Source organism: Dyadobacter sp. OTU695 (assembly GCF_038440355.1).
Taxonomy (GTDB): domain Bacteria; phylum Bacteroidota; class Bacteroidia; order Cytophagales; family Spirosomataceae; genus Dyadobacter.
Window position 1 is genome coordinate 262,558 of record NZ_JASATN010000009.1, and the last position, 23,319, is coordinate 285,876.

At 48.2% G+C, this 23,319-nt stretch carries 18 protein-coding genes; 9 read left to right on the forward strand and 9 right to left on the reverse strand.

What is annotated here, in order from left to right:
- Nucleotides 1–31 precede the first annotated feature (31 nt).
- Complete coding sequence (locus tag AAHB90_RS18405; protein ID WP_342086661.1) at nucleotides 32–484, forward strand: regulatory protein RecX; 453 nt, start codon at nucleotides 32–34, stop codon at nucleotides 482–484.
- A 128-nt stretch (nucleotides 485–612) separates the two neighbouring features.
- On the opposite strand, the gene AAHB90_RS18410 is transcribed toward AAHB90_RS18405, so the two are convergent.
- A complete protein-coding gene (locus tag AAHB90_RS18410) occupies nucleotides 613–1,608 on the reverse strand; it encodes a ribonucleoside-diphosphate reductase small subunit (RefSeq protein WP_342086662.1) in 996 nt (331 codons plus the stop codon).
- A 255-nt stretch (nucleotides 1,609–1,863) separates the two neighbouring features.
- On the opposite strand from AAHB90_RS18410, the gene AAHB90_RS18415 reads away from it, so the two are divergent.
- Both AAHB90_RS18415 and AAHB90_RS18420 read left to right on the forward strand, forming a co-directional pair.
- A complete protein-coding gene (locus tag AAHB90_RS18415; RefSeq protein ID WP_342086663.1) occupies nucleotides 1,864–2,658 on the forward strand; it encodes an FkbM family methyltransferase in 795 nt (264 codons plus the stop codon).
- A gap of 143 nt (nucleotides 2,659–2,801) precedes the next feature.
- Nucleotides 2,802–3,737 (forward strand): glycosyltransferase family 4 protein, encoded by a 936-nt coding sequence (locus tag AAHB90_RS18420; RefSeq protein ID WP_342086664.1) that lies wholly within the window; start codon nucleotides 2,802–2,804, stop codon nucleotides 3,735–3,737.
- Here AAHB90_RS18420 and AAHB90_RS18425 read toward each other — a convergent pair.
- Both AAHB90_RS18425 and corA read right to left on the reverse strand, forming a co-directional pair.
- A complete protein-coding gene (locus AAHB90_RS18425; RefSeq protein ID WP_342086665.1) occupies nucleotides 3,724–4,710 on the reverse strand; it encodes a glycosyltransferase family 2 protein in 987 nt (328 codons plus the stop codon). The genes AAHB90_RS18420 and AAHB90_RS18425 overlap by 14 nt on opposite strands.
- Before the next feature lie 383 nt (nucleotides 4,711–5,093).
- The gene (gene corA / locus AAHB90_RS18430; protein ID WP_342086666.1) at nucleotides 5,094–6,038 is read right to left on the reverse strand and encodes a magnesium/cobalt transporter CorA; all 945 of its coding nucleotides are present in this window, start codon (nucleotides 6,036–6,038) and stop codon (nucleotides 5,094–5,096) included.
- Nucleotides 6,039–6,152: 114 nt separating this feature from the next.
- On the opposite strand from corA, the gene AAHB90_RS18435 reads away from it, so the two are divergent.
- The 4 genes from AAHB90_RS18435 to AAHB90_RS18450 are packed head-to-tail and all read left to right on the forward strand — an operon-like array spanning nucleotide 6,153 to nucleotide 8,580.
- Nucleotides 6,153–6,590 (forward strand): DUF6934 family protein, encoded by a 438-nt coding sequence (locus AAHB90_RS18435; protein ID WP_342086667.1) that lies wholly within the window; start codon nucleotides 6,153–6,155, stop codon nucleotides 6,588–6,590.
- Between the two features lie 5 nt (nucleotides 6,591–6,595).
- Nucleotides 6,596–6,757 carry a hypothetical protein gene (locus AAHB90_RS18440; protein WP_342086668.1) on the forward strand — a complete coding sequence of 54 codons (162 nt, stop codon included), beginning with the start codon at nucleotides 6,596–6,598 and terminating at the stop codon, nucleotides 6,755–6,757.
- A 37-nt stretch (nucleotides 6,758–6,794) separates the two neighbouring features.
- The gene (locus AAHB90_RS18445) at nucleotides 6,795–7,982 is read left to right on the forward strand and encodes an MFS transporter (RefSeq protein ID WP_342086669.1); all 1,188 of its coding nucleotides are present in this window, start codon (nucleotides 6,795–6,797) and stop codon (nucleotides 7,980–7,982) included.
- A complete protein-coding gene (locus AAHB90_RS18450; RefSeq protein ID WP_342086670.1) occupies nucleotides 7,972–8,580 on the forward strand; it encodes an IMPACT family protein in 609 nt (202 codons plus the stop codon). The genes AAHB90_RS18445 and AAHB90_RS18450 overlap by 11 nt, the downstream gene beginning before the upstream one ends.
- Here the strand turns inward: AAHB90_RS18450 and AAHB90_RS18455 are convergent.
- The 3 genes from AAHB90_RS18455 to AAHB90_RS18465 form a co-directional block, all read right to left on the reverse strand.
- Nucleotides 8,577–8,741 carry a hypothetical protein gene (locus AAHB90_RS18455; protein ID WP_342086671.1) on the reverse strand — a complete coding sequence of 55 codons (165 nt, stop codon included), beginning with the start codon at nucleotides 8,739–8,741 and terminating at the stop codon, nucleotides 8,577–8,579. The genes AAHB90_RS18450 and AAHB90_RS18455 overlap by 4 nt on opposite strands.
- A 110-nt stretch (nucleotides 8,742–8,851) precedes the next feature.
- Entirely contained in the window at nucleotides 8,852–10,615 is a 1,764-nt protein-coding gene (locus AAHB90_RS18460; RefSeq protein ID WP_342086672.1) for a RagB/SusD family nutrient uptake outer membrane protein, read from the reverse strand.
- 35 nt (nucleotides 10,616–10,650) lie between these two features.
- Nucleotides 10,651–13,908 (reverse strand): SusC/RagA family TonB-linked outer membrane protein, encoded by a 3,258-nt coding sequence (locus tag AAHB90_RS18465; RefSeq protein ID WP_342086673.1) that lies wholly within the window; start codon nucleotides 13,906–13,908, stop codon nucleotides 10,651–10,653.
- 315 nt (nucleotides 13,909–14,223) lie between these two features.
- On the opposite strand from AAHB90_RS18465, the gene uvrA reads away from it, so the two are divergent.
- Entirely contained in the window at nucleotides 14,224–17,076 is a 2,853-nt protein-coding gene (gene uvrA / locus AAHB90_RS18470; RefSeq protein ID WP_342086674.1) for an excinuclease ABC subunit UvrA, read from the forward strand.
- A 157-nt stretch (nucleotides 17,077–17,233) separates the two neighbouring features.
- On the opposite strand, the gene AAHB90_RS18475 is transcribed toward uvrA, so the two are convergent.
- Together AAHB90_RS18475 and AAHB90_RS18480 are read right to left on the reverse strand one after the other, a co-directional pair.
- Nucleotides 17,234–17,971: a LytR/AlgR family response regulator transcription factor gene (locus AAHB90_RS18475; protein ID WP_342086675.1), complete on the reverse strand. Its 738-nt coding sequence runs from the start codon at nucleotides 17,969–17,971 to the stop codon at nucleotides 17,234–17,236.
- On the reverse strand, nucleotides 17,968–19,038 hold the full coding sequence (locus AAHB90_RS18480) for a sensor histidine kinase (protein WP_342086676.1): 1,071 nt from the start codon (nucleotides 19,036–19,038) through the stop codon (nucleotides 17,968–17,970). Before AAHB90_RS18480 ends, AAHB90_RS18475 begins: the two co-directional genes overlap by 4 nt.
- 356 nt (nucleotides 19,039–19,394) lie before the next feature.
- On the opposite strand from AAHB90_RS18480, the gene AAHB90_RS18485 reads away from it, so the two are divergent.
- Entirely contained in the window at nucleotides 19,395–22,307 is a 2,913-nt protein-coding gene (locus AAHB90_RS18485) for a TonB-dependent receptor domain-containing protein (RefSeq protein ID WP_342086677.1), read from the forward strand.
- Nucleotides 22,308–22,371: 64 nt separating this feature from the next.
- Here the strand turns inward: AAHB90_RS18485 and hemC are convergent, their stop codons facing one another.
- A complete protein-coding gene (gene hemC, locus AAHB90_RS18490; RefSeq protein WP_342086678.1) occupies nucleotides 22,372–23,304 on the reverse strand; it encodes a hydroxymethylbilane synthase in 933 nt (310 codons plus the stop codon).
- Between the last annotated feature and the right edge of the window lie 15 nt (nucleotides 23,305–23,319).

Genomic DNA, 23,319 nt, shown 5'->3' on the forward strand with positions numbered 1-23,319 from the left:
TTGTTAAGAATATTTAATAAAACCTGATTACATGGACCGGCTTATTCTGCAAAAAGCTGCTTCCTATTGCGCCTATCAGGAGCGGACGCAGGACGAGGTGAAGCAGCGTTTGAAAAAATGGAATGTGTGGGGTGATGAGGCCGACGAGATCATCGCCGAGCTGATTTCCATGAATTATCTCAGTGAGGAGCGCTTCGCAAAAACATACGCCGGGGGCAAATTCAGGGTCAAGAACTGGGGGCGCATGAAAATCAGGCAGGAGCTCAACCGCCGCGGGCTCAGCACGTATAGCATTGAAAAGGGAATGGGCGAAATCGGCGACGAGGACTATGCAGCCGGATTGCGGGAACTGCTTTCGAAGAAGCGGGACCTGCTGTCAAAAACGGAAACGGACCCTTTTAAATTAAAACAGAAATTGGCCAGGTTCGCGCTGGGAAAGGGGTATGAAAGCGAACTTGTTTGGAAGGAATTGGGGGAGCTGTAAAGGTTGTTGTAATAGGCAGAAACGATGTCACGCGGAGCGGAGTCGAAGGGTAATTGCATCACGCAAATGTCCTTCGACTCCGCTTAGGGTGATAGTAACACTCCGAGCGAAGTTCTTTCTTTAATTTATTAGAAATCAGAGTCGAACGAAATTCTGTGGGCTGATTCTTTATCTTTCACACCGCTCATCACACCCGCTTTCTGATACTCTCCCACTCGTTTTTCGAAGAAGTTGGTTTTGCCCGGAAGCGAGATCAGTTCCATGAAATCGAATGGATTGGCTGAACCGAACTGTTTCGGGCAGCCTAATCTTTCGAGCCAGAAATCGGCGATATATTCGATGTATTGCTTCATCAGATCAGCATTCATACCGATCAGCGACACCGGAAGTGCCTCGCTCACAAACTCTTTTTCGATTTCCACCGCATCCAGCATGATTTCGATCACGCGTTCCTGAGGTAACTGGTTGATGATATGCTTGGTATAAAGCAAGCAGGCGAACTCGCAATGCAGGCCCTCATCGCGCGAAATCAGCTCGTTTGAGAAAGAAAGTCCCGGCATAAGGCCGCGTTTTTTCAGCCAGAATATCGAACAGAACGATCCCGAGAAGAAAATCCCCTCGACTGCCGCGAAAGCGATGATGCGTTCCGCAAAAACAGGGCTGTTGATCCATTTCAATGCCCAATCGGCTTTTTTCTGCACGCAAGGAATAGTCTCGATTGCCCGGAGGAGCCTGTCCTTTTCAACCGGATCTTTAATATAAGTGTCGATCAGCAGCGAATAGGTTTCGGAGTGGATGTTCTCCATCGCGATCTGGAAACCGTAGAAGCATTTGGCTTCCGCATATTGCACTTCGCTAAGAAAGTTGACAGCCAGGTTTTCGTTGACGATTCCATCGGATGCCGCAAAGAATGCCAGTACGTGAGAAATGAAATGCCTCTCTCCATCGCTCAGATTCTCCCAGTCCTTCATATCCTGCGACAAATCGATTTCCTCGGCCGTCCAGAAAGAAGCCTCATGACGTTTGTACATTTCCCATATATCGGAATGTTTGATCGGGAACAAAACAAACCGCAAGGGATCTTCGGTCAACAGGGGTTCCTGTCTGGTAAGTTCTTGTGACATAGTTAATTAGCGTATTTTACTGGAATCAGAATGATATAACGTTATTACTTGCCGTTGGCTCTGACAGCCGGGCCGGAAGAAAACAAAGCTACACGCTTTGAGGCAAAATTCAAACAAAGTCGCCGACTTGAAACCGTTAGAAAACCCATATAGCGTCGGCTGGTAATTATTACAGTGACATGAATGACCCTTCGGGTATAATGCAGTTGGGCGACGCTTTGGATGTCTACCCCGAAAATATTAAAATAACAACCTATGCCCGTCAAAGGCCTGAGGAGGTACCTCAATTTGTTCCGGAATATCCGTAACCCCTCCGAATATCTCTTGGATAAGTTCCGCAACCGTGGCAGGACGCTACACTTTGTCACTAAACCCAACAAACTCGGGTTCGAAGTGCCGGCAAGTCTCTATCAGATATTCAAAGAGATATTTATGGTCGACGTGTACAACATCGAGGCGCTGAGGCGCGTATTGCCTGATGATCCGCTGGTCATCGATATCGGCGCAAACGCCGGTTTTTTTGATATATTGCTTTTATCTAAGACAAAGAATGCCCAAATTTATGCGTATGAGCCTCTAAGCAGCAATGTCGAACGAATGCGTTCTGCTGCCCTCTCCAATGACAGGTTTGATAAAAGCGTGATCATCAATCCTTTTGCCGTGACTGGAACTCCCTGCGAGATGTTGCGTCTATACGCGCAGGATACGGAAGATAATCAGGTAGTCGCTTCATCGTTAAAAGGGTTTGACATTGGTAATACAAAAGAGCTGTGGACTCCTGCGATTTCGCTATCGGAAATTATGACAGGAATACCTAAGATGAATATAGATTTGTTGAAAATGGATTGTGAAGGAAGCGAATATGACATTATTTTAAACACACCGGCGGATATTGTACGCCGCATTGAGCGAATGCTTATTGAAGTGCATGATATTGACAGCCAGTTCAATATAAAGACATTTAGCCAATATCTTTCTGTATTGGGATATGATGTGAAATATACATCAATTAACAATTTTTGTTATGCCCTGGAAGCATGCAAAAAATGAATGGTCAATTTATGTCGAAAAGAATTCTGATTGATTGTGAAAGGATGAGGCACCCTCATACCGGGCTTTATCATTACTGCCTTCAATTGGGGAATTCCATTTTGAAAAAAGTAGGGGAGGAAAGCGAAAATATAGCTTTTTATTTGCCAACATCCGCGGAGCATGCTTTCGGGGAGAATGCTAATTATGTTTCCCAGCATTTTATTCACAAACTGTTTTTTCCGGATACCAAATCGGTTGATATCTGGCATTGCACTTACCAGGGATCCAGGTATTTCCCATTTGGGAAGAAAGTTTCCATTGTCTTAACGGTTCACGATCTGAATTTCCTTTATGACGGGAATCGTTCTGAAAAACGTATAAAAAAGTATTTAAACAAATTGCAGCTTAAAATCGATAGGGCCGACCATATTGTGGCCATTTCGTTTTATGTGCTGGAAGATTTAAGGAAGTATCTGGAATTAGGTGACAAGCCCACTTCTGTAATTTATAATGGTTGTAATATCGAAGATACCGGAGCCATTATCAAGCCTGAAAATCCGGTAGAGCAACCATTTTTATTTACGATCGGTACAATTGTTGGGAAGAAGAATTTCCATGTACTACCTGCATTGCTGGCGGGGAATGATTTCCGGTTGGTTATTGCAGGCATCGAAAGCAGCCAGGAATATAAGAAGACGATTATCAGGGAGGCACAGAAGCTGAATGTGCTGGACAGGCTGATTTTTACCGGACCGATCTCCGAGAATGATAAAAAGTGGTATCTCAGCAACTGTGCTGCTTTCGTCTTCCCATCGATTGCGGAGGGCTTTGGGCTGCCTGTAATTGAAGCGATGTATTATGGGAAGCCTGTGATCCTGTCGCGCTGCACGTCACTGCCTGAGATCGGTGGGGATTGTGCCTATTATTTCGATAATTTCGAGCCCGAGCATATGCGTAAAGTCCTGAATGAGAGTCTGGAACATTATGATAAAACAAAGCCCAGGGAAAGAATCAAGGACAGGGCCAGATTCTTTTCCTGGGACAGGGCAGCTTCGGAATATCTTGAGTTATATCGGAGCCTTGCTAATTCAGTTTAATTACCTGCTGGTATTTTAGCATCATCCGGAAATTATTGATTACATCGATAATACCGATATCCGAGTGATGTTTCTTCATTTCCCTGTTGAATGCGACTTTCTTCGCTTGCAGGTTATCCCGGTTTTTAAAGAAATCCCAATAGGCTTCCACTTTGAAGAATTGGAGTGTCAGAAGTCCGAGCAATACGTCACAAAGCAGGATTTGTAAATGCCATAATTTCAAATCCATACCTTGCAAATGGAGGTAGTGAACGTAATAACGGTTCCTGAAATGGATCCTTTTAATTGCCTTTTTATGATTATGGTTCTTGGTGCTGGCTGAAACTTCGTGACGGCATACAGCATCATGTTCATAATAGCATTTCCAGCCCAATCTCCATGCCCGGATCGAAAGTTCCTGGTCTTCGCCATAATACGGATTGAACATTTCATTAAATCCGTTAATAGCTTTGAGCTTCTGCGTATCCATTAATGCGATAGCGCCTGACAAATAAAATGTAGGTGTAAATGCATTGATATTTTGTAAGTGAAAGAAATCCGAGGATTTTATTTTTCTTCCCGAAATCTTAGGTTCTCTTGCCGCTTCGCGAATCAAATCGTCGTTCATACCGATGACTCGGCCCATTACACCAAAAGTGTCCTCCAATTCGAAATACTTGTAGAGTTTTTCCATGTAGCCGGGTTCAAGGGTTACATCAGTATTCAGAAGGAAGATCAGGTCATTGGTGGCGTGCTGAATGCCTATATTACAAGTATCCGAAAATCCTGAATTGGCCTCTTTGCGGATCAGTGTGATTTTATCGCTGTAATGTTCTTCTAAATATGCAACAGATTCGTCCGTAGATGCATCGTCGATTACAATAATCTGAACATTTGTTTCGAGATTTTGAAGGACCTTATAGTTATGTTCGAAATATTTTTCGAACAGGTGTTTGCCGTTATAATTGGGAATAACTACTGATATACTTTTCATATACAATCGGTTATCAAGTTAGTTGAGAGTTTTATTAATACCCGATTCTTTAATACTTCCTCGAACAGGATGGCATTCATGATCTTTTCCTTTGGTGAAATTATATAGCTCATTTCCATACCCTTGCGGATACTTTTTGTACAAATATCAAGCCAGCGTTTGTGGGAGTCACGCAGCCTGGTCTTATGACTCTGTTGTTAGGGAAATGGTTGGAAGAGGGTCGATTGCGCCAGTATAAAACCTGGCTGTCGAAATATAACTTCTATACTAACACTATGGCGAAATATTTATTGTATTCACTGATAACAATAAAGATTACATTAAAATTATACCCCGCGACGTATAATCATGGAAAAAAGTAGGGGCTTAATTCAAATTCTCCCCTAAATCCATTTTTTTCTTCTGAAAAACCAAAGAACAACAAGGGATGAAAAGACCATCAGCAGCAACGAAACCCAGAATCCCCACGGCTGGCTGGTAGACGGTATGTGCTCGTAATTCATGCCGAAAATGCCGGCGATCAAAGTCGGTGGCATGAAGATGATCGTCACCACGGTAAATATCTTGATGACCTGGCTCTGTTCAAGGTTGATCAAACCCATAAAAGTATTCTGAAGGTATTCAAGCCGCTCGAAATTGAAGGTGGTGTATTCGAGGAGGGAATTAATGTCTTTGAGGATAATACGGAGGTGCTCTTTGCGGTCCTCTGGGAAATACTGGCTTCTGAGGATGCCGGAAAGTACACGCTGTTTGTCGATACTCGTTTCACGAAGCATCATCGTAATCTCTTGCAAACCGCTAATGCGGATCAGGACTTCCTGGCGCGTCTTTTGCTCGTGCGTGAGGTCCTTGCTGATCGCGGAAATATCCTTGGAAATGCCTTCCAGTGCATCGGCGTCCGCCTCAATGCGGGTTTCGAGCAGCAGTAGCATAAAATCGACCCCGCCCTGGATGCCGTCCGGGCTGACTTTCATTTTTTTGACCGTATCGGCAAAGGTTTTCGAATCGCCCCGACGATAAGTAAAGAGCACGTTCTGGTTGAGGATGAATGAAACCGGATAAGTTTCATAGCCTTCACGGTCTATTTTCAGGAAGTTGGAGTTGGCGTTGATTGTCTCGTTCTGCTCAAAAAAACGAGAACTGCTTTCGATTTCTACGATTTCCTGAGGTGTCTGAAAGCTGATATTGCACTTATTTTCGACCCACTCCTCCTCCTCTGCACTGGGAGACTGCAAATCGACCCACACCAGGTTCGGGACTTTCCCCAACTCGCGAATATCGTTTTCACGCTTAATGACTCGGCCGTCTTTGTAGAATATGCGTACCATGCGTTAAAGTTGGGAAAAAAAGTCATACGCTTAACCGTTCGTTCATTGGTGTCGCGTCAGCTTGGAGCCCTCATCGGTTAAAACTAACTTGTATTCGCTTAATAACACGCACTTGTGAATCAGAAATTTTATCCCTTAAGAGCCTCGGAGAATTTTTTGTCCTTTCAGTTTGAAAGTCAGTCCGAAGAACGCACTATCGCAAAAGCAGTAGAGCTGGTAAGAATAGGAGTGAATGTATATAACCTGGCATTCGGCGATTTGGCTGAGCATGGAGATTTGAATGACCAAGTCGTCAGTAACAACGGCGATATGCATAAAATTCTGGCGACGGTAGCTCAGGCAATCATCTTGTTTTTCAAAGCCTATCCCGGAGAGCAGGTTTACTTCACAGGAAGCTCACCAGCAAGGACACGTTTGTACCGCGCAATTTTGAACCGGGAACGTGAAAACTGGTCTATGGTTTTTGAGGTAAAGGGTGTATTGAATGGTGAACCAATTCCGTTTAAAAGTAGCAGTGATTATGATGGATTTTTAGTGAGCTGTAAAAAATGAAGAATATGAAACCAAAAACAGAGAGCATTCTCGACCTTTCAAAGGTCACTGTGGATCCGAACTTGAAAAGTCACCGCAATGACCCTTTCGTCGTTCGCAAGGTCGAAGAGGCGAAGCGCATATTGGGGCCTTACCTTGATCGAATCGCGGCCGATAAGTCAAAGTAATTTCCCGTCTTTCTGGAAAGTGTCGTAAATTTGTGCGATGCAAAATACAGCTTCTCCCGGAATATTAACGACGCAGTTCTGGTTGCTGGGCCTTAGCTCGTTTCTCTTCTCTTCCAGCTTCAATATGCTGATACCCGAGTTGCCGGCCTATCTTTCGAGCATGGGAGGGGCAGAGTACAAAGGTGCAATCATCGGTTTATTTACATTGACGGCAGGTCTTTCCAGGCCATTCAGCGGCCGACTTACCGACCGAGTCGGCCGGGTTCCCGTGATGGCATTCGGGTCGCTGGTGTGCTTTGTGTGCGGGTTTCTATACCCTATTTTCACGACGGTAATGCCTTTCTTGCTGCTAAGGCTCGTACACGGTTTCTCGACGGGCTTCAAACCAACCGGTACCGCTGCCTATGTAGCGGATATCGTGCCTGTCAACAGGCGCGGAGAGGCCATGGGCATACACGGCATGTGCATGAGCGTAGGCTCTGCGTTCGGGCCTGCGATAGGTAGCATGATCAGCGAGGAGTTTTCTTTGAATGCCCTTTTTTACACTTCATCCTTGCTGGCATTTCTTTCCATTGCGATCCTTTTAAATATGAAGGAAACTTTGGAAGAGAAGCAAAAGCTTTCCTGGAAATCATTTCAAATTACTCGACGGGATATTTTCGAACCCGATGTGTTCAGCCCCGCGCTCATTACATTTCTTTGCTATTTCGGATTCGGTGCTGTTGCGACGGTCACGCCGGACTTCAGCAATTACCTGGGCTTGCAGAACCGCGGGTTGTATTTCATGATGTTTACAATCTCGTCGATCATGGTCCGCCTCTTTGCCGGTAAGATATCCGACCGCCATGGCCGCATGCCCGTTACGATAGTTGGGTGCTTGATCCTGATCATAGCGATGATCCTGACGGGTTTTGCCGAATCCGTGGTGATGTTCCTCACAGGTGCTGCATTCTTTGGAATAGCGATGGGCATTCTGTCACCGGTTCTTTCAGCCTGGACAGTTGATTTGAGCGGAGATCATAACCGCGGCCGCGCGATCGCGACGATGTTCATTTCTTTGGAGGCAGGTATTGGCCTGGGTGCATTTCTTTCGGCAGAGCTGTTTGAAAACCAGCGCCAGAACCTCCCACTGGTATTTTTCTGTATGGCGGCATTTGCCTTGGCGGCCCTGTCCTATACGGTCGTTATTTATCAGTTTAAAAAGCGCCGCGCCCGTGTTATTTGACGATACTTACCAATGCATTGCTGAACCAGCTGAAGGCTTTTTCAAAGATAAAGGAAGCAAATTTCTGGCTTACGCTTATCCCGTCGATAGCGATGCACAAGCCAAATCGCACCTGAACGATCTTCATGAATTGCATCCCAAGGCAGTCCATCACTGCTATGCCTACCGCCTGGGCGCGGATAGGATGAGCTATCGCATGAGCGACGACGGCGAGCCGTCGGGAACGGCAGGGCGCCCCATTCTCAATACCTTATATTCAAGGAACATTACGAATGTGCTTGTAGTGGTTGTGCGGTATTTTGGGGGGACGTTGCTTGGGGTACCGGGGCTGATCAACGCTTACAAAACAGCCACAGAAGCAGCCCTGGACCTGGCGGAAATTGTCACGCGGCACTATTTCAGTGTTTACAGACTGTCATTCCAATATCCGCAAATGAACGATGTCATGCGGATCGTCAAAGAGCTGGAATTGCCCGTGCGTGCGCAGGCATTTGAAATGCAATGCACAATGGAGGTGGAAGTGCGCTCGACGCTCGTCGAGCGGTTTGTGACACGCTCAGAAAAGATTGAAGGCTTGTCCGCAGAACTGGCCGATTAGTTGTTGTCACGAAGCATTCGCACGAAATCGTCCTCGTATTCCTTGATCGCTTTCAACAGTTCTTGTAGCTCCTTTTCCTCCGGTGTGCCTTTTTTTGCATCGAATATCTCGTCGGCCCGTTCCGAGGCTTTTTCGTATTCGCTTTCGTTTTTGATTTTCATGATTGAAGATGTTGAATGTTTTCTCAAAAGTATTTCATTGTTGACAATGCACAAAAAAGCCGGCACGAAGGCCGGCTCTTTTGGGGGTACGTTAGTGGGTTATACCGGTATTAATATCCGGGATTTTGAGTTAAAGTCGGCTTTCCGTCTTTTTGGCTGTTCAGGATTTCGTCCTGTGGCAAAGGGAAATACAGGTTTTTCTGTGTGAAAGTTTTACCTGCCATGTATCCCCGCTTGTTGAACGCGCGTCCTGACGGCTCTTTGCCCGGCACAGCTTCTTCTGCCGCATATTTGTTCAATACTTTTTCGGCGATACCCCAGCGTACGAGGTCGAAGAAGCGGTGGCCTTCCATCGCGAATTCGAGGCGTTGCTCCATCCGTACCGCGTTTCTTGCATAATCAGCACCTTTTGCGGCGAAGGTTCCTGCGGGATAAGGCTCTACTTTGTAGGTGACGGTTTCATCCTGTACGGAGCCGGTTTTGGCGCGGACGCGGATTTGGTTCACCAGATCCTGTGCCACTGCCAGGTTGCCCAGTTCGACTTCGCATTCCGCCAGCCATAACAGCACATGCGACAGCTTGATCAGGCGATAGTTGTTGTTAACGTTCCGTTTGCTGGTCGAGTGGGTAGTGCTGTTTTCCTCTGCCAGATAGTACATCCATTTTTTACCTGTAAACGGACCAGCATAAGCCTGGTCACGAATCCAGGTAGAGCCTGGCATTGGGCCCCAGTCGAGGAAGTTCACTCCACGGCGACCGACAGTCCAGTCGAGGCGGGGATCAACGGGTACTGTTTTGTCCAACGTAAATGCCGCCGAGGCAACGATTCCCTGATCGTTTGGCAAATCCACTTTATTGTAAGTATCCAATGTGCCGTCGGCAGCTGCTCCGATCATAGGAAGACCGTTTTCAGTTTTGAAAGCATTCACCAGGTTATGAGATGGCTGGTAAAAACCGCAGCATCCACGTCCCGGAGCAGTAGCGGAATAAGGCCAGTTCAGGTTGTCCCCCGCGTTACCGTTGTTACCATTCGTTCCGTCGTTTACAGAGAATTGTACTTCCATAATCGACTCGGCGTTGTTGTTGCCCGTTGTACGATAGTTATCATGGTAATTAGCCACGAGTTTTTTACCGGAGTTTTTAACAATATCATCCAGCAATTCTTTGGCCTTAGCCCATTTTTTCTCGAAAAGATATGCTTTGGCCAGATATGCCTTAGCCGCCCATTTGGTGGCACGTCCCTTCTGCGCCTGAGTGGCAGGAAGGTTGTCAGCCGCAAACTGGAAGTCAGCTTCGATTTTACCCCAAATATCTTCGGTATTAGGGACTTTTGTCGAATTAGGGTCGCCGGCGTTGTAAATCTTTTCGTCGATATAAGGCACATTGTTCCACATTTTCTTGGCTTCAAAGTGGTAGTGGCCACGCAGGAAGCGTGCTTCTGCAACTACCTGGGTCTTTTCTGCATCGGTCATGTCCTTTACATTCGGATTCGCGGCGAGCTGGATCACCTCGTTAGCACGGGCAACGCCGTCATAGGAATGCCACCATTTACCCAGGAAATAAGTGTTGTCAGAAAGCCAGTTGTATTGTTCGATGAACGATTGCTCGGGCTGGTCACCGGCGTCGGTACCTTTCACGGCATCATCGCTGCTGATACCACCGAAAACGTAGTTCGAAATCGTCGACTGGCGGCCTGTGTTACCAGCTCCCACGCCATCGAGCAGCGAGTAGGCCCCGATGAGCAGCGCATTCACACCATTTTTGTTAGCGAGCTGTTCCAGCGACGCACGTCCCTGGGGTTTCAGATCAAAGAAATCGTCGGAGCAGGAGAAGCTCAGGCCGACTAACATGCATATTAATAATGTCTTTTTCATTGTATGGTTCTATATAATGAAGATCAATGGATAAACTAGAAGTTGAAACGCAAGCCGCCGAGGAACGATTTGGCCACTGGGTAGGAGCCTTCATCGACACCCATATGGGTATCCTGGTTGTTTTCGCCCGATCTTCTCAGGTTAATATCCGGGTCAAGTCCTGTGTATTTGGTAAATGTGAACAGGTTCTGTCCCTGAACGTAGATTTGTGCCGATCCCAGTTTCAAACTTTTCAGCCACGATGAAGGCAAATTGAATGTCAGCTGAATGTTTTTCAGGCGGAAGTAAGAGCCGTCTTCCAGGAAGTAGGACGAAACTTGCTGGCTGGTCGCATCGCCCGAGTTCAGGCGTGGCAGTTTCGCATCATCGCCCGGTTTTTTCCAGGAATCGTAGAGCATCGTTTTGGAGCGGTTGCCCTGGAATACGTTGAAATCCGTCCAGTACTTCACATAATTGAAGATCTGATTGCCTTGCACGCCCTGTCCGAACAATGTAAGATCGAACCATTTGTAGCCAACACCTACGTTAATACCATAGTTGAAATCGGGGTGCGGGCTGCCGATGATCGTACGGTCAGCAGCGGTAATAACACCGTCGCCATTCACATCGCGGAATTTGAAAGTACCTTCTCTCGTATAGGACCCGAACTTAGGGGCAGCATCGGCTTCGGCCTGATCTTTGATCACACCATCCACAAAATAACCGTAGTAGCTCGCGATAGGCAAACCGGCCTTCGTGGCAGACATTGCCGGCAGACGTGTTGTAAAACCGAAAATGGTCGCATTCGGGTCATTGTTCAGTTTCAGTACCTCATTTTTGTAGTGTCCGAAGTTCACGCCGACCATATAGTTGAAGTCACCTTTTTTATCCCGGAACGTCAGGCCAAGGTCAACACCACGGTTACGCACTTCACCGATGTTGGTGTAAGGGATCGTACCTGTACCGGCCGTTCTCGGAATCGCGACTTGCGTCAGCATGTCGGAAGTAAGGCGGTTGTAAAGGTCGAGAACCACTTCCAGTTTGCTATTGAACAAAGTAGCGTCGATACCGATGTTGGTTGAGGTATTGGTTTCCCACTTACCATTGGAGTTTCCGAACTGAACAAGGTCGAAACCACCTACGATAGAAGTACCTGTGCCGTTAATGTCATAGGCGTTGTTCTGCGGGTCAGCGGCGTAGAGCGTGTAAGCATTATATACGTTAGGGATGAGCTGGTTACCGGTTTTACCCCAGCCAAAGCGGATTTTTAAATCGTCAACGAATTTAGCCGGCTTCATGAATCCCAGCTCGGTCATACGCAAACCCAGTGAGAATGCAGGGAAGATACCGTAGCGATTGGCTTGCGAGAAGCGGGACGATCCGTCGCGTCGTATGGTTACGTCGGCTAGAAGGAGCTCTTTGAATGAATAATTGACCTTTCCGAATTGGGAGAACAGCGCACTTTCTGTTGGGCCGGGGCCTGCATTGCTCAAACCGGCTGCCGAACCTGCATCGAGAAAGCGGTAGTCGAGGTCGTCGAATGCAAATCCGCTCCGGCTGGCGCGGAATTCACCGGCGTAGGTTTTTACCGCTTCCGTACCGGCCAGGATATTGAAGCTATGCACGCCGAATGATTTGGCATAGTTCAAGGTATTGAACCAGGTGAACGAACGGTCAACATTATTGATCACGTTCAAGCTGTTGGCATTTCTTGCTTCCGCAGCTTCGATATCGCGGTGGAAGTATTCCGAGCGGTTGAACTGGTTGTATTCGATACCAAGGCTCGTACGTGCATACAGGCCGGGAAGGATGTCGATCTGCGCGAACACATTACCGAATGCGTGCGTACCTTTTGTGAGGTTGTCTTTCTCACGGTACAAACGGGCCAGTGGGTTGGGTGCGTTACCGAGGTTACTGCCGCGGCTTCCTGCAAATCCGTTATAATCGGAAGTATTGGTTCCGCCCAATGCTTTCGGGCCACCTGTAATGTCGAATACCGGGATGATCGGGTGTACGCGGATCGCGAACATGATCGGGTTACTTTCGTCATTGTTGGTAATCCCTTGTCTTTGGTCGTAAGAGAATGTAAAGTTCTCACCCACAGTTACAATGCCTTTTTTGAATTCGGTATTGGCCCGTAGCGAGTATCTTTTGTATTTGGTATATCTCAAAATACCATCCTGCTTGAAATAGTTGGCCGATAATGCATATTTCGCCACTTCGGAGCCTCCGGAAGCGCCGACCTGGAAGTTGGCGATAGAAGCCGGGTCGAAGATCACATCCTGCCAATCAGTACCTTCCTTGTTGGCTTTCGTGATGTTGAACGCGGTTTTACCAAGGGCCGGGTCGGCGATGTCGTTGGTGTAGGTGTAATTGCTGGGAAGCTCACCATACACGTTCGGATAAATGTAGTCTGCGATGGTCTGGTTGCCGTTCTCGTCGAATTTGTATTGTGCGGAAGGCGATGTTACCGAAGGGTTTTTTCCCGCACCGAGGTCAGCTTCATAAAGATACTGTCCTAACTCTTTCGTATTCAGCAAATCCAGCATTTTGCCCGGGCGCTGTGAGCCGGCGTAAAAATCGAAAGTAATATTCGGCGCGCCGGTTTTACCTTTTTTGGTAGTAATGATTACTACCCCGTTCGCCGCGCGTGCACCGTAAATGGATGCCGCCGAAGCATCTTTCAATACCTGCATCGACTCGATGTCGTTCGGGTTGATCTGGTTCAATGTACCTTGCGTAGGCACACCATCGATCACGTACAGCGGGCTGTTGTTGTTGATCGAACCGAAACCGCGGATACGGACCATGGTACCTCCACCGGGAGAGTTATCGTTGCCGACAGTCACCCCGGAAGCACGGCCTTGCAGCATTTGCGTTACGCTTGCGCTGGGAACTGAGGTAAGTTCTTTGGGATTGATAACGGTTACGGCACCGGTAATGTCCTTTTTACGCTGTGCAGCGTAACCGGTTACAACCACTTCGCTCAGGTTCTTGATATCGTCTTCCATCGACACATTGATGTTTGTCTGATTTCCAACGGTTACTTCCTTTTTAATTAAACCGATCGAGGAGAAGACGAGGATCGCATCGGCGCCTTTGGCATCGATTACGTAGCTGCCTTCGGCATCGGTGACAGTGCCGACCGCCGTTCCTTTCAGTTGCACGTTCACACCGGGAATGCCGGTTCCATCAGAAGAGGAGGATACTTTACCCTTGACCTGATGATCCTGGGCGTAGGACAGATGAGCTGCTATTGCGAACAGCATAATCATGACACCCCGGAAAAGCGGGACTAGTAAATGTTTGTTCATAAATTAAGTTGGGGATGATGTTAAAAATGTATTACTAAATGTCAATATAATGTCAAATATAGAGATATGGCTATTCTATTTGTCAATATTTTTATAATTAATATAAATGTACAAATGGTTACAAAATAATTTTTCTTTGAAAAATCTTATTATGCAATCGTTTGCATGTTACCGGGAATTATTGGAAAGAATCAATATTAGGGCCGTATATGCAGCTGGTTGAGAGCGAGAAAATTTGCAACTCAAAGTGTATTTTTGTGGTTATCAGAATTACAACTTCATTTACAGACTAACTCACAAACTTTCATCAGGATTTTGGAATATTTAAATGGCCTCGAAGTGGCGGAGCAGGACCTCATCGAGGTACAAGGCGCCCGGGAACACAATCTTAAGAACATCGACGTAGCCATCCCGCGCAACAAGCTCGTGGTTGTTACGGGTATCAGCGGCAGCGGCAAATCGTCGCTCGCGTTCGATACCATTTATGCCGAAGGACAGCGCAGGTATATGGAAAGCTTCTCGTCCTATGCGCGCGGCTTCATCGGCGAAATGGAACGGCCGGATGTCGACAAGATCAGCGGCCTTTCGCCGGTAATCAGTATCGAGCAGAAAACGACCTCACGGAATCCACGATCGACGGTCGGGACGGTGACGGAAATCTACGACTTCCTGCGCCTGCTCTACGCACGTGCGGGCGAGGCGTACTCGTACGTGACGGGCCGGCGGATGATCAAACAATCTCAAGACCAGATTGTGAACCAGCTTATGACCCAGTTTTCCGGGCAAAAAATCGTATTGCTGGCACCGGCGGTAAAAGGCCGGAAAGGGCATTACCGGGAGCTTTTCGTGCAGATTGCCCGCCTGGGTTATACCAAAGTACGCGTCGACGGGGAAGTACAGGACATTACGCCGAAAATGCAGCTCGACCGTTACAAGGTCCATGACATCGAAATCGTGATCGACCGCGTGATCCCGAAGAAGGAGGAAGAAGACCCGCAGTCGCGGTACCGGATGAGCCAGTCGGTGGCGACGGCCATTAAGCAGGGCAAAGGCGCATTAATGGTGCTGGACGCCAAAGGCAATACCTACTATTTTTCCCAGAATCTGATGGATCCCGAGTCGGGGATCAGCTACGATGATCCGGCACCGAACGCGTTCTCGTTTAACTCGCCTTATGGTTGGTGCCCGACCTGCCAGGGCCTGGGCATTATCGAAGAGATTACCGAGGACTCCATTATACCCGACAAATCATTGAGCATTAGTCGGGGAGGTATAGCGCCAATGGGTGAATACCGGGAGGCCTGGATATTCAAGCAATTGGAAGTACTCCTTAAAAAATACAAAATCACGCTCACGACCCCGCTGGAAAAATTTCCCGAGGAGGCTTTGAAACTGGTACTTTATGGAAGCGAAGAGGCCGTTCCGGTGCCTTCCAAGAAATATCCGGGTACCGAATGGGAAACGAAATTCGACGGGATCATCAACTTTTTGAAAAGACAACAGGAATCGGGGAATGAAAAAATTCAGGATTGGCTGAAAGATTTCATGGTGACCCAAACCTGTCCGGAATGCAAAGGCAAGCGCCTGCGAAAGGAGTCTCTGCATTTTAAAATTGATAAAAAAGACATTGCCGAGCTGGCCGATAGCGACATCAGGGACCTGGCTGAATGGCTCGTCGGATTGGAAGACCGCCTGGAAGAAAAGCAGCGGGTGATCGGCCATGAAGTTTTGAAGGAGATCCGGAAGCGCGTCGGGTTTATGCTCGATGTAGGATTGGATTACCTGACGTTGAACCGCTCGTTGAGGACATTGTCGGGGGGCGAGGCGCAGCGGATTCGTTTGGCGACGCAGATTGGCACGCAGCTCACAGGCGTACTTTATATTATGGATGAACCGAGCATAGGCCTGCACCAGCGGGATAATGTGCGGCTTATTAATTCCCTCAAAAGCCTGCGTGACCTGGGTAATACGGTGCTTGTAGTGGAGCACGATAAGGACATGATGCTTGCCTCGGACTATATCCTCGACATCGGCCCGGGCGCGGGACGTCACGGCGGAAGTGTGGTAGGGGCCGGTACGCCGGAGAAATTTCTTCAAAATGGTTCGTTGACGGCCGATTACCTGGCCGGCCGGGAAGCGATCGCCGTTCCTAAAAAACGCAGGAAAGGCAAGGGTGATTTTATTGTACTGAAAGGATGTACAGGCCATAATTTGAAAAATGTTTCGGTATCGATTCCCCTTGGGACGATGATCTGCGTGACGGGTGTGAGTGGTAGTGGCAAATCGTCGCTGATCCACGAAACGCTGTTTCCGCTGCTGAACCATCATTTTTATAAATCGAGAAGGGAGCCGCTTCCTTACAAATCCATCGAAGGGCTTGAACATATTGATAAGGTGATCGAGGTGGACCAGTCGCCGATTGGTCGCACGCCGCGCTCCAACCCGGCTACTTACACCAACCTTTTTACAGACATTCGTACACTTTTCGCGGAGCTGCCCGAGGCGAAGATCCGTGGCTATAAGCCGGGACGTTTTTCATTCAATGTGAAAGGCGGCCGCTGCGAAGATTGCGAAGGCGCGGGTATGAAGAAGATCGAAATGGATTTCCTGCCGGATGTACACATCAACTGTGAAACCTGCAAGGGCAAACGCTTCAATCGCGAGACGTTGGAAGTGCGTTTCAAAGGCAAATCCATCGCCGATATTCTGGATATGACCGTGGAGTCGGCATTGGAATTTTTTGAAAACCAGCCGAGATTACTGCGCAAGGTGCAGACATTGAATGACGTGGGGTTGGGTTACATTACCCTTGGCCAGCACGCTACCACATTATCCGGCGGGGAGGCGCAACGTGTGAAATTGTCGGAAGAGTTATCGAAAAGGGATACCGGCAAAACCTTGTATATTCTTGACGAACCTACAACCGGTTTGCACTTCCAGGACATCCGGCATTTGCTCAATGTTTTGAATAAACTGGTGGAAAAAGGGAATACCGTACTCATAATCGAACACAATCTCGACGTAATCAAAGTAGCCGACTATATCATCGATGTAGGTCCCGAAGGCGGCGCACAAGGCGGCCGCATTATCGCGGAAGGCACGCCCGAGAAAGTGGCGAAGGTGAAAGGCAGCTTTACAGGCTACTTTTTACAGGAAGAATTGAAATAATAGTATTTTTAGCATACAAAAACACCCTGCATTGCGATCAGTGCAGGGTGTTTTGTATTTAACGTATTTCTATTTTATCCCAAAATGGCAATGATTCCGACTTATCGGAATATGCAAGCCGCGCTTCGTATGAGCCGGAAGGAAGGTCGTATGGCAGTTACATCCACTTGCTCAGAAACTGGTTGAATGGCTCTTTGTACTGATCGCTCACCGGGATGGAAGTCGCACCGATCTGAATGGTATTCCGGGTAACCGCACTAATCTTGTCCAGATTGACGATGAACGACCTGTGAATGCGCATGAACTTTGAAGCGGGCAGCTTCTCTTCCAGCGCTTTCAGGCTTGTAAGCGATAAAATGGGTTTCGGATCCGATTTGAGATGGACTTTTACATAATCTTTGAGTCCCTCCGTGTACAAAATGTCGTCGTAGGCGATCCGTACCAGCTGGTATTCGACTTTCAGGAACAAATACTCGTCCTTAGGCTCCGACGAACCCGCCGACGAGGCTTTTTGAACCAGCTCTACGTAAGCCTGCGCTTTGGATGCAGCACGGAGGAACTCTTCATAATTAAAGGGTTTTAGGAGATAGTCAATGGCGTCTACGCGAAAACCATCGAGCGCGTATTGGTTAAATGCGGTGGTAAAAATGATCCTTGGGGCCTTGCTACCGGCTTTTTCAAGCACTCTTGCCAATTCGATGCCTGTCAGGTCCGGCATTTGAATATCCAGGAAAATCACGTCGATAGGCTTGCTATTGATCATCTGCAGTGCCTCGACCGCGCTGGAATATCTGCCTGCCAGGTTCAGAAACGGTGTTTTTTCGATAAAAGCGCACACCAATCCAAGTGCAAGCGGCTCGTCGTCTACGGCAATGCATTCCAATGTTACGCTCATGCCGTTTCCAGTTCGAGATGTACTTCAAACTCTTTCTCCTCTTTGTTTTCGGTTACCTCCAACTGGTATTTTCCGGGGTAAAGCAAATCGAGGCGGCGTTGGGTATTGGCGAGGCCAATGCCATTGCTTTCGTCCAAAATGGCTCTTTTGTCCGTGAACAACGTATTTTTCACTTCCACAAAAATCTTGTGGCCTTCCTGACGGATCTGAATATCGATCCGGCTGGGCTGAACGGCACTTACACCGTGTTTGAACGCATTTTCAATAAAGGGTAGGAATAGCATCGGTGCGATAGAGACATCGTGGAGCGGGTTGGGCGGATCCAGGTGCACGGTCACCTTGTCGGTCAGGCGCAGCTGCATGAGCTGGATATAATCCTGTGCAAATGCAATTTCCTGGCTCAACAGCACGGTGCCATGCTGGGTCTCATACAATACGTAGCGCATCATACGCGAGAGCTTGTGCAATGCTTCGCGCGCAGCTTCCACGTCGATCACAGTGAGTGCATAAATGTTATTCAGGGTGTTGAAAAAGAAATGCGGGTTAATCTGTGCCTTCAGGAATGAAAGTTCTGAGTTGATCTTTTCCTTTTCCAGGTTCTGGCGGTACTGCTTGTCGAGCTGCGCCGTGCGTACGGCGGCGATGCTGGTGCTGAGCCCGATGATCATCAGGGCGGTCATCAGCGAGAAATAGTCAAGCCGGTCGTGGCGTTTCTTGTCGCCATTCGCTTCCCGCGCCAGTTTGAAGGCACGGTCCATCTGCTCGCCGTGGTTGATCGCCACCTTCACCTGTTCGATCACAACCGCCAGCATGACAACGGATACGATATTGAAAAGGATAAATTTCAGATACCGGTTTTTAGCCAGGAAATTGGGAAACCAGTAATAATAGTTGAGGTAAAATATGGTTACCAGCAGCGTAAACAATACTGCTTGTTTAATCCAGAAGCTTATAGGGAATTCGATCTGCCAGCTGAGGGGTTGCCACATTAAAAACAAGGCCAGAAAACTCCATCCAAGTAAATGGAGGAATAACGGTGGGTATTTCCGGGCGGCTCGCGTATCCATTTAACAATTAGTTAGTTTCAATGTGCTCTGAACGCAACACATCACTGCAATCTTACGCGGAATTTACGAAACCACCTATTTCAATCGATCAATGTACCCCGAATACCGACCGGCGGCGCATGGCAATCTATAAACGGATCACGCGCCGGGAGCGGTTTTTGTAATGGGTATAACCCTTGCCGGGAACCGGTACGGCATTGCGGCCCGGTTCTTGAACCGTCCGTCGTTTCCTTGGTTGTATCGTTTGAAAATGCCCTTTGATCGGCATAACCGTCCTATCTATCTATTCCTTTTTTTTTACAGATATATTGGTTGTTATTTTGAAATTCGAAAAGTAGACATTTAAAACCCAAATCATGAAAATTGTTTTACATCTAACATTCCTGGCTTTGTTCTCAGGTCTTACATCAGCGGCATTCGCCCAGTTTCCGGGCGGTGGAGGTGGTGGTGGGGGCCGTGGCGGTGGCGGAGGAGATTTCCGCGGAGGCGGCGACAGGCAGCGTCAGACGGTGATCCCAGGAACAGCGGAAGACACTCCTAAGGGTAGCGGGAAGATCACGGGCGTACTCGTCGATTCAACCAGCAAGAAGCCTGTTGAATTTGCAGCATTGTCGTTGGTCGATATCAAAACGAACAATCCTATCGATGGTACAACCACCGACGAGAAAGGGGAATTTACCCTTACCAAAGTCGCGTCGGGTAACTTCAAAATACTGATTTCCTTTATCGGCTATAAAACCAAAACAATCAGTAATGTCAAGATCGACCGCAAAACGGAATTGAACCTGGGAACCGTTACATTAATACCGGATGTGGTACAGCTCAATGAGGTGGAAGTGGTAGGTATGGCGCAGATGATCGAGGAAAAGGTTGACAGGCTGGTCTACAATGCCGAAAAAGACATTACCAGCAAAGGCGGAGATGCTTCCGACGTGATGAAAAAAGTGCCGATGCTGACCGTCGATTTGGACGGAAACGTCTCGCTTCGCGGTAGCTCTAACGTACGTGTTCTGATCAATAATAAGCCTTCGACCATTATCGCTACCAGTGTGGCTGACGCATTGAAGCAGATACCTGCCGATATGATCAAGTCGGTGGAGGTGATTACTTCGCCGTCTGCGCGCTACGATGCGGAAGGTTCTGCGGGTATTATCAATATCATTACCAAAAAGAGCACGATCCAGGGCGGTACGCTTAACCTCGATACAGGTATCGGTAACCGCGGTTCGAACCTGGGCTTGCGCGGTAATTATCGTGTAGGTAAAATGGGTTTCAGCCTCGGAGGCTTTGGAAGGTTTAACTATAATATGCCGGGTAAATCGGAAAACCTGCAAATTGGTAAAACAAGCCCGTTCTCGGTGCGCCAGACGAGCGATTCCAAGAATAAAATGGCATTCGGCTCTTATAATTTCGGCTGGGACTGGGAAATCGATTCCAAAACCTCGCTATCGGCCGGGTTGCGTTATGGAATGCGGAATGCCAAAGTCGATCAGGAACTTTACACGTATAATACTGTAAACGATACCACACGCACCAGCTTCCGCGACGTAAACAGCAAGGACCTTTCCGGTACCTGGGATGTGAATGTGGATTATATGAAAACGCTGGGTAAAGCAGGGCAGGAATTAAGCATTTCGACCCAGTACAGCCGTAACAACCGTACCAATGATTACGACGCCGACGTGTATTCCCTGAGCAATGCGCAATTGAAAGAATTACTGGGCGCGCAAGGCAACAACAACAGCAGCCATAACCAGGAAAGCACCGTTCAAGTTGATTATCAGACTCCTGTGAAGGACAACCAGATGTTGGAGTTTGGCGGTAAAGGAATTTTCCGCCAGGTGGTAAGTAACTATGATTATTACAGCGAGATCGGACAAGCACAACCAGCCAGCAACCTGAATTATGATCAGAATGTGGCTGCCGGATATTTATCCTATACTTACACTACCAAAAGCAGATTTACCGTGAAAGCCGGGACGCGTTACGAATACACGAGCATCGACGCGCAGCAAGGCGAGGCAGGAGATCTGAAATTGCCGGCATATGGCAACCTGGTACCGAGCATTAACCTGTCGCAGACATTCGGAAAAGGGCAGACAATTAAGTTGGCCTACAACCGCCGTCTGCAACGCCCGGGTATCCAGTTCCTGAATCCTAACCTGAACGCAGCCAACCCGCAGAACGTAACAGTAGGTAACCCGAACCTGAAACCGGAACTCACCGATCAGATTGAATTGGGTACGAGCTTCTTCAAAAACTCGCTGTATATCAACGTTTCAACATTTGCACGTTTCACCAACAGCTCGATCGAAAGCATTCGTACTACCAGCGATCAGGGGGTGATCACGACGACTTATGGAAACATCGGTTCGAAAAAGAACTACGGTGCCAACATTTTCGGAAACGTAACATTCTTCAAAAGATGGCAACTCGGTGGTGGTTTTGACTTCTATTATGCCGACCTGTCGAACAACAGCCCCAATCCTGCATTGCAGAACTCCAACAGCGGTTTTGTATTGAGCGGTCGTATGCGTACAAGCCTTACCATCAAAAATGGCTGGGGCTTGCAGGCGGGCGGGTTCATGCGTGGCCGCGACGTGCAGTTGCAGGGTACGCAGGCCGGTTTCAGAATGTACGACTTCGGAATCCGTAAAGATTTCAAGAACAAACGCGGAAGCATCGGTTTTGCCATGGAGAACTTCCTGGCCCCTTCTTTCAAAATGAAGACGAGTCTGGAATCAAGTACATTTACCCAAAACAACACCAACTACCTGTTTAACCGCGGTTTCCGTGTGAACTTCTCCTACCGCTTTGGTAAAATGACGTTCGTGGAGCAAAAAACACGCCGGAAAAAATCCGTAAACAACGACGACCAGAAAAGCGATGGCGGTGGTAATATGGATACAGGCGGTGGCGGTGGTGCACAAGGCGGTGCTCAAACACCGGCTGTTACACCAGCGGCAGGCGGACGTGGTAATGGAGCAGGTGCTCCCGGGATGGCCCGCCCGCAAGGTGCGCGACCTGCTGCCGACAGCACAGGCCGTCCGGTTCGGCAGGGCAATTTCCCTGGACAAGGACAGCCAGGCACTCGTCCGGACTCGACCATAAAGCGCGATTCGACACAATTCAGACCGGATTCTACCCGAGTACGTCCTGACAGTAGCAAGGTTAAACCTGACAGCACCGTACGCCCGGCCGTTCCGGCGGATTCCACGGCGTTGCCTGCGAAGCCAGCTACGCCTGCTGATACGACTAAAAAAGATTAACAGACACTTATAATTGAAGAAGCCCGGCTGATATCAACCGGGCTTCTTTTGTTTTAAGTAAATTTTATAGCGAGCTGTTTTGCTGCTTAATGCTTGCCAGAATGCGGTCGGCACCTGCGGCGAGTAATTCTTCCGCGAGAGACGTTCCCAGTTCCTGCGGAAATGCGTGCCCGCCGCTTGCTGCTTTGCGGATGAGTTCGGCGCCGTCGAGGCTGATAATGCCGCCCGTCATGTGGATTTCCTCGTCGTGCAATGTTGCCAGTCCGAATACCGGAATGCTGCAACCGCCTTGAAGGCGTTTCAGGAATGCGCGTTCAGCCAGCAGACAGATTTCTGTCGGTGCGTGGTTGAGGAGTTCACGGAGTTTTTCTTTTTTATCTGAATCAAGCGAAACGGCGCATTCGATGGCGACGCTGCCTTGCCCTACTGCCGGGGTAAATTCGTCGAGAAGCAAATGTTCGGCAATTTTGTCGTCGTATTCCATGCGATGCACGCCCGCATATGCGAGCAGGAGCGCGTCGCATTGGCCTTCTTCCAGCTTGCGAAGGCGTGTTTGCAGGTTCCCGCGCATGTCCACGGTTTTGATATGCGGGTAATAATGTTTGAGAACCGCCACCCGGCGTGTCGACGACGTTCCTACCGTGAATGACTCGCCGCTTTTCAGTGACAATGTTGTATCGTGGCTTACAAGCACATCATTTGCATGCTCGCGCTCGGTAAATGCGACTATTTCAAATGCGTCGTCGAGGTGCGATTGCAAGTCTTTGGCGCTGTGGACGGCAATGTCGATACCACCGCTTCGGAGCTGGTCTTCCAGTTCTTCTGTAAAAACCCCCTTGCTGCCAATTTTGGAAAGCGACCGGTCAAGGATCTTATCACCTTTTGTTTCTATAATAACGATTTCCGTTTCAATCCCGCCCTGCTGCAAAAGCGCCTCGACATAATACGCCTGCCAAAGCGCCAGCTTGCTCCCGCGGGTCCCTATTTTTATATGCATAATCAGTTAAACAAT

Bases quoted from the DNA above. Each gene is read 5' to 3' on its own strand.
- AAHB90_RS18405 (WP_342086661.1), top strand. From the start codon at position 32: ATGGACCGGCTTATTCTGCAAAAAGCTGCTTCCTATTGCGCCTATCAG.
- AAHB90_RS18410 (WP_342086662.1), bottom strand. From the start codon at position 1,608: ATGTCACAAGAACTTACCAGACAGGAACCCCTGTTGACCGAAGATCCC.
- AAHB90_RS18415 (WP_342086663.1), top strand. From the start codon at position 1,864: ATGCCCGTCAAAGGCCTGAGGAGGTACCTCAATTTGTTCCGGAATATC.
- AAHB90_RS18425 (WP_342086665.1), bottom strand. From the start codon at position 4,710: ATGAAAAGTATATCAGTAGTTATTCCCAATTATAACGGCAAACACCTG.
- corA (WP_342086666.1), bottom strand. From the start codon at position 6,038: ATGGTACGCATATTCTACAAAGACGGCCGAGTCATTAAGCGTGAAAAC.
- AAHB90_RS18440 (WP_342086668.1), top strand. From the start codon at position 6,596: ATGAAACCAAAAACAGAGAGCATTCTCGACCTTTCAAAGGTCACTGTG.
- AAHB90_RS18445 (WP_342086669.1), top strand. From the start codon at position 6,795: ATGCAAAATACAGCTTCTCCCGGAATATTAACGACGCAGTTCTGGTTG.
- AAHB90_RS18455 (WP_342086671.1), bottom strand. From the start codon at position 8,741: ATGAAAATCAAAAACGAAAGCGAATACGAAAAAGCCTCGGAACGGGCC.
- AAHB90_RS18460 (WP_342086672.1), bottom strand. From the start codon at position 10,615: ATGAAAAAGACATTATTAATATGCATGTTAGTCGGCCTGAGCTTCTCC.
- AAHB90_RS18465 (WP_342086673.1), bottom strand. From the start codon at position 13,908: ATGAACAAACATTTACTAGTCCCGCTTTTCCGGGGTGTCATGATTATG.
- AAHB90_RS18475 (WP_342086675.1), bottom strand. From the start codon at position 17,971: ATGAGCGTAACATTGGAATGCATTGCCGTAGACGACGAGCCGCTTGCA.
- AAHB90_RS18480 (WP_342086676.1), bottom strand. From the start codon at position 19,038: ATGGATACGCGAGCCGCCCGGAAATACCCACCGTTATTCCTCCATTTA.
- AAHB90_RS18485 (WP_342086677.1), top strand. From the start codon at position 19,395: ATGAAAATTGTTTTACATCTAACATTCCTGGCTTTGTTCTCAGGTCTT.
- hemC (WP_342086678.1), bottom strand. From the start codon at position 23,304: ATGCATATAAAAATAGGGACCCGCGGGAGCAAGCTGGCGCTTTGGCAG.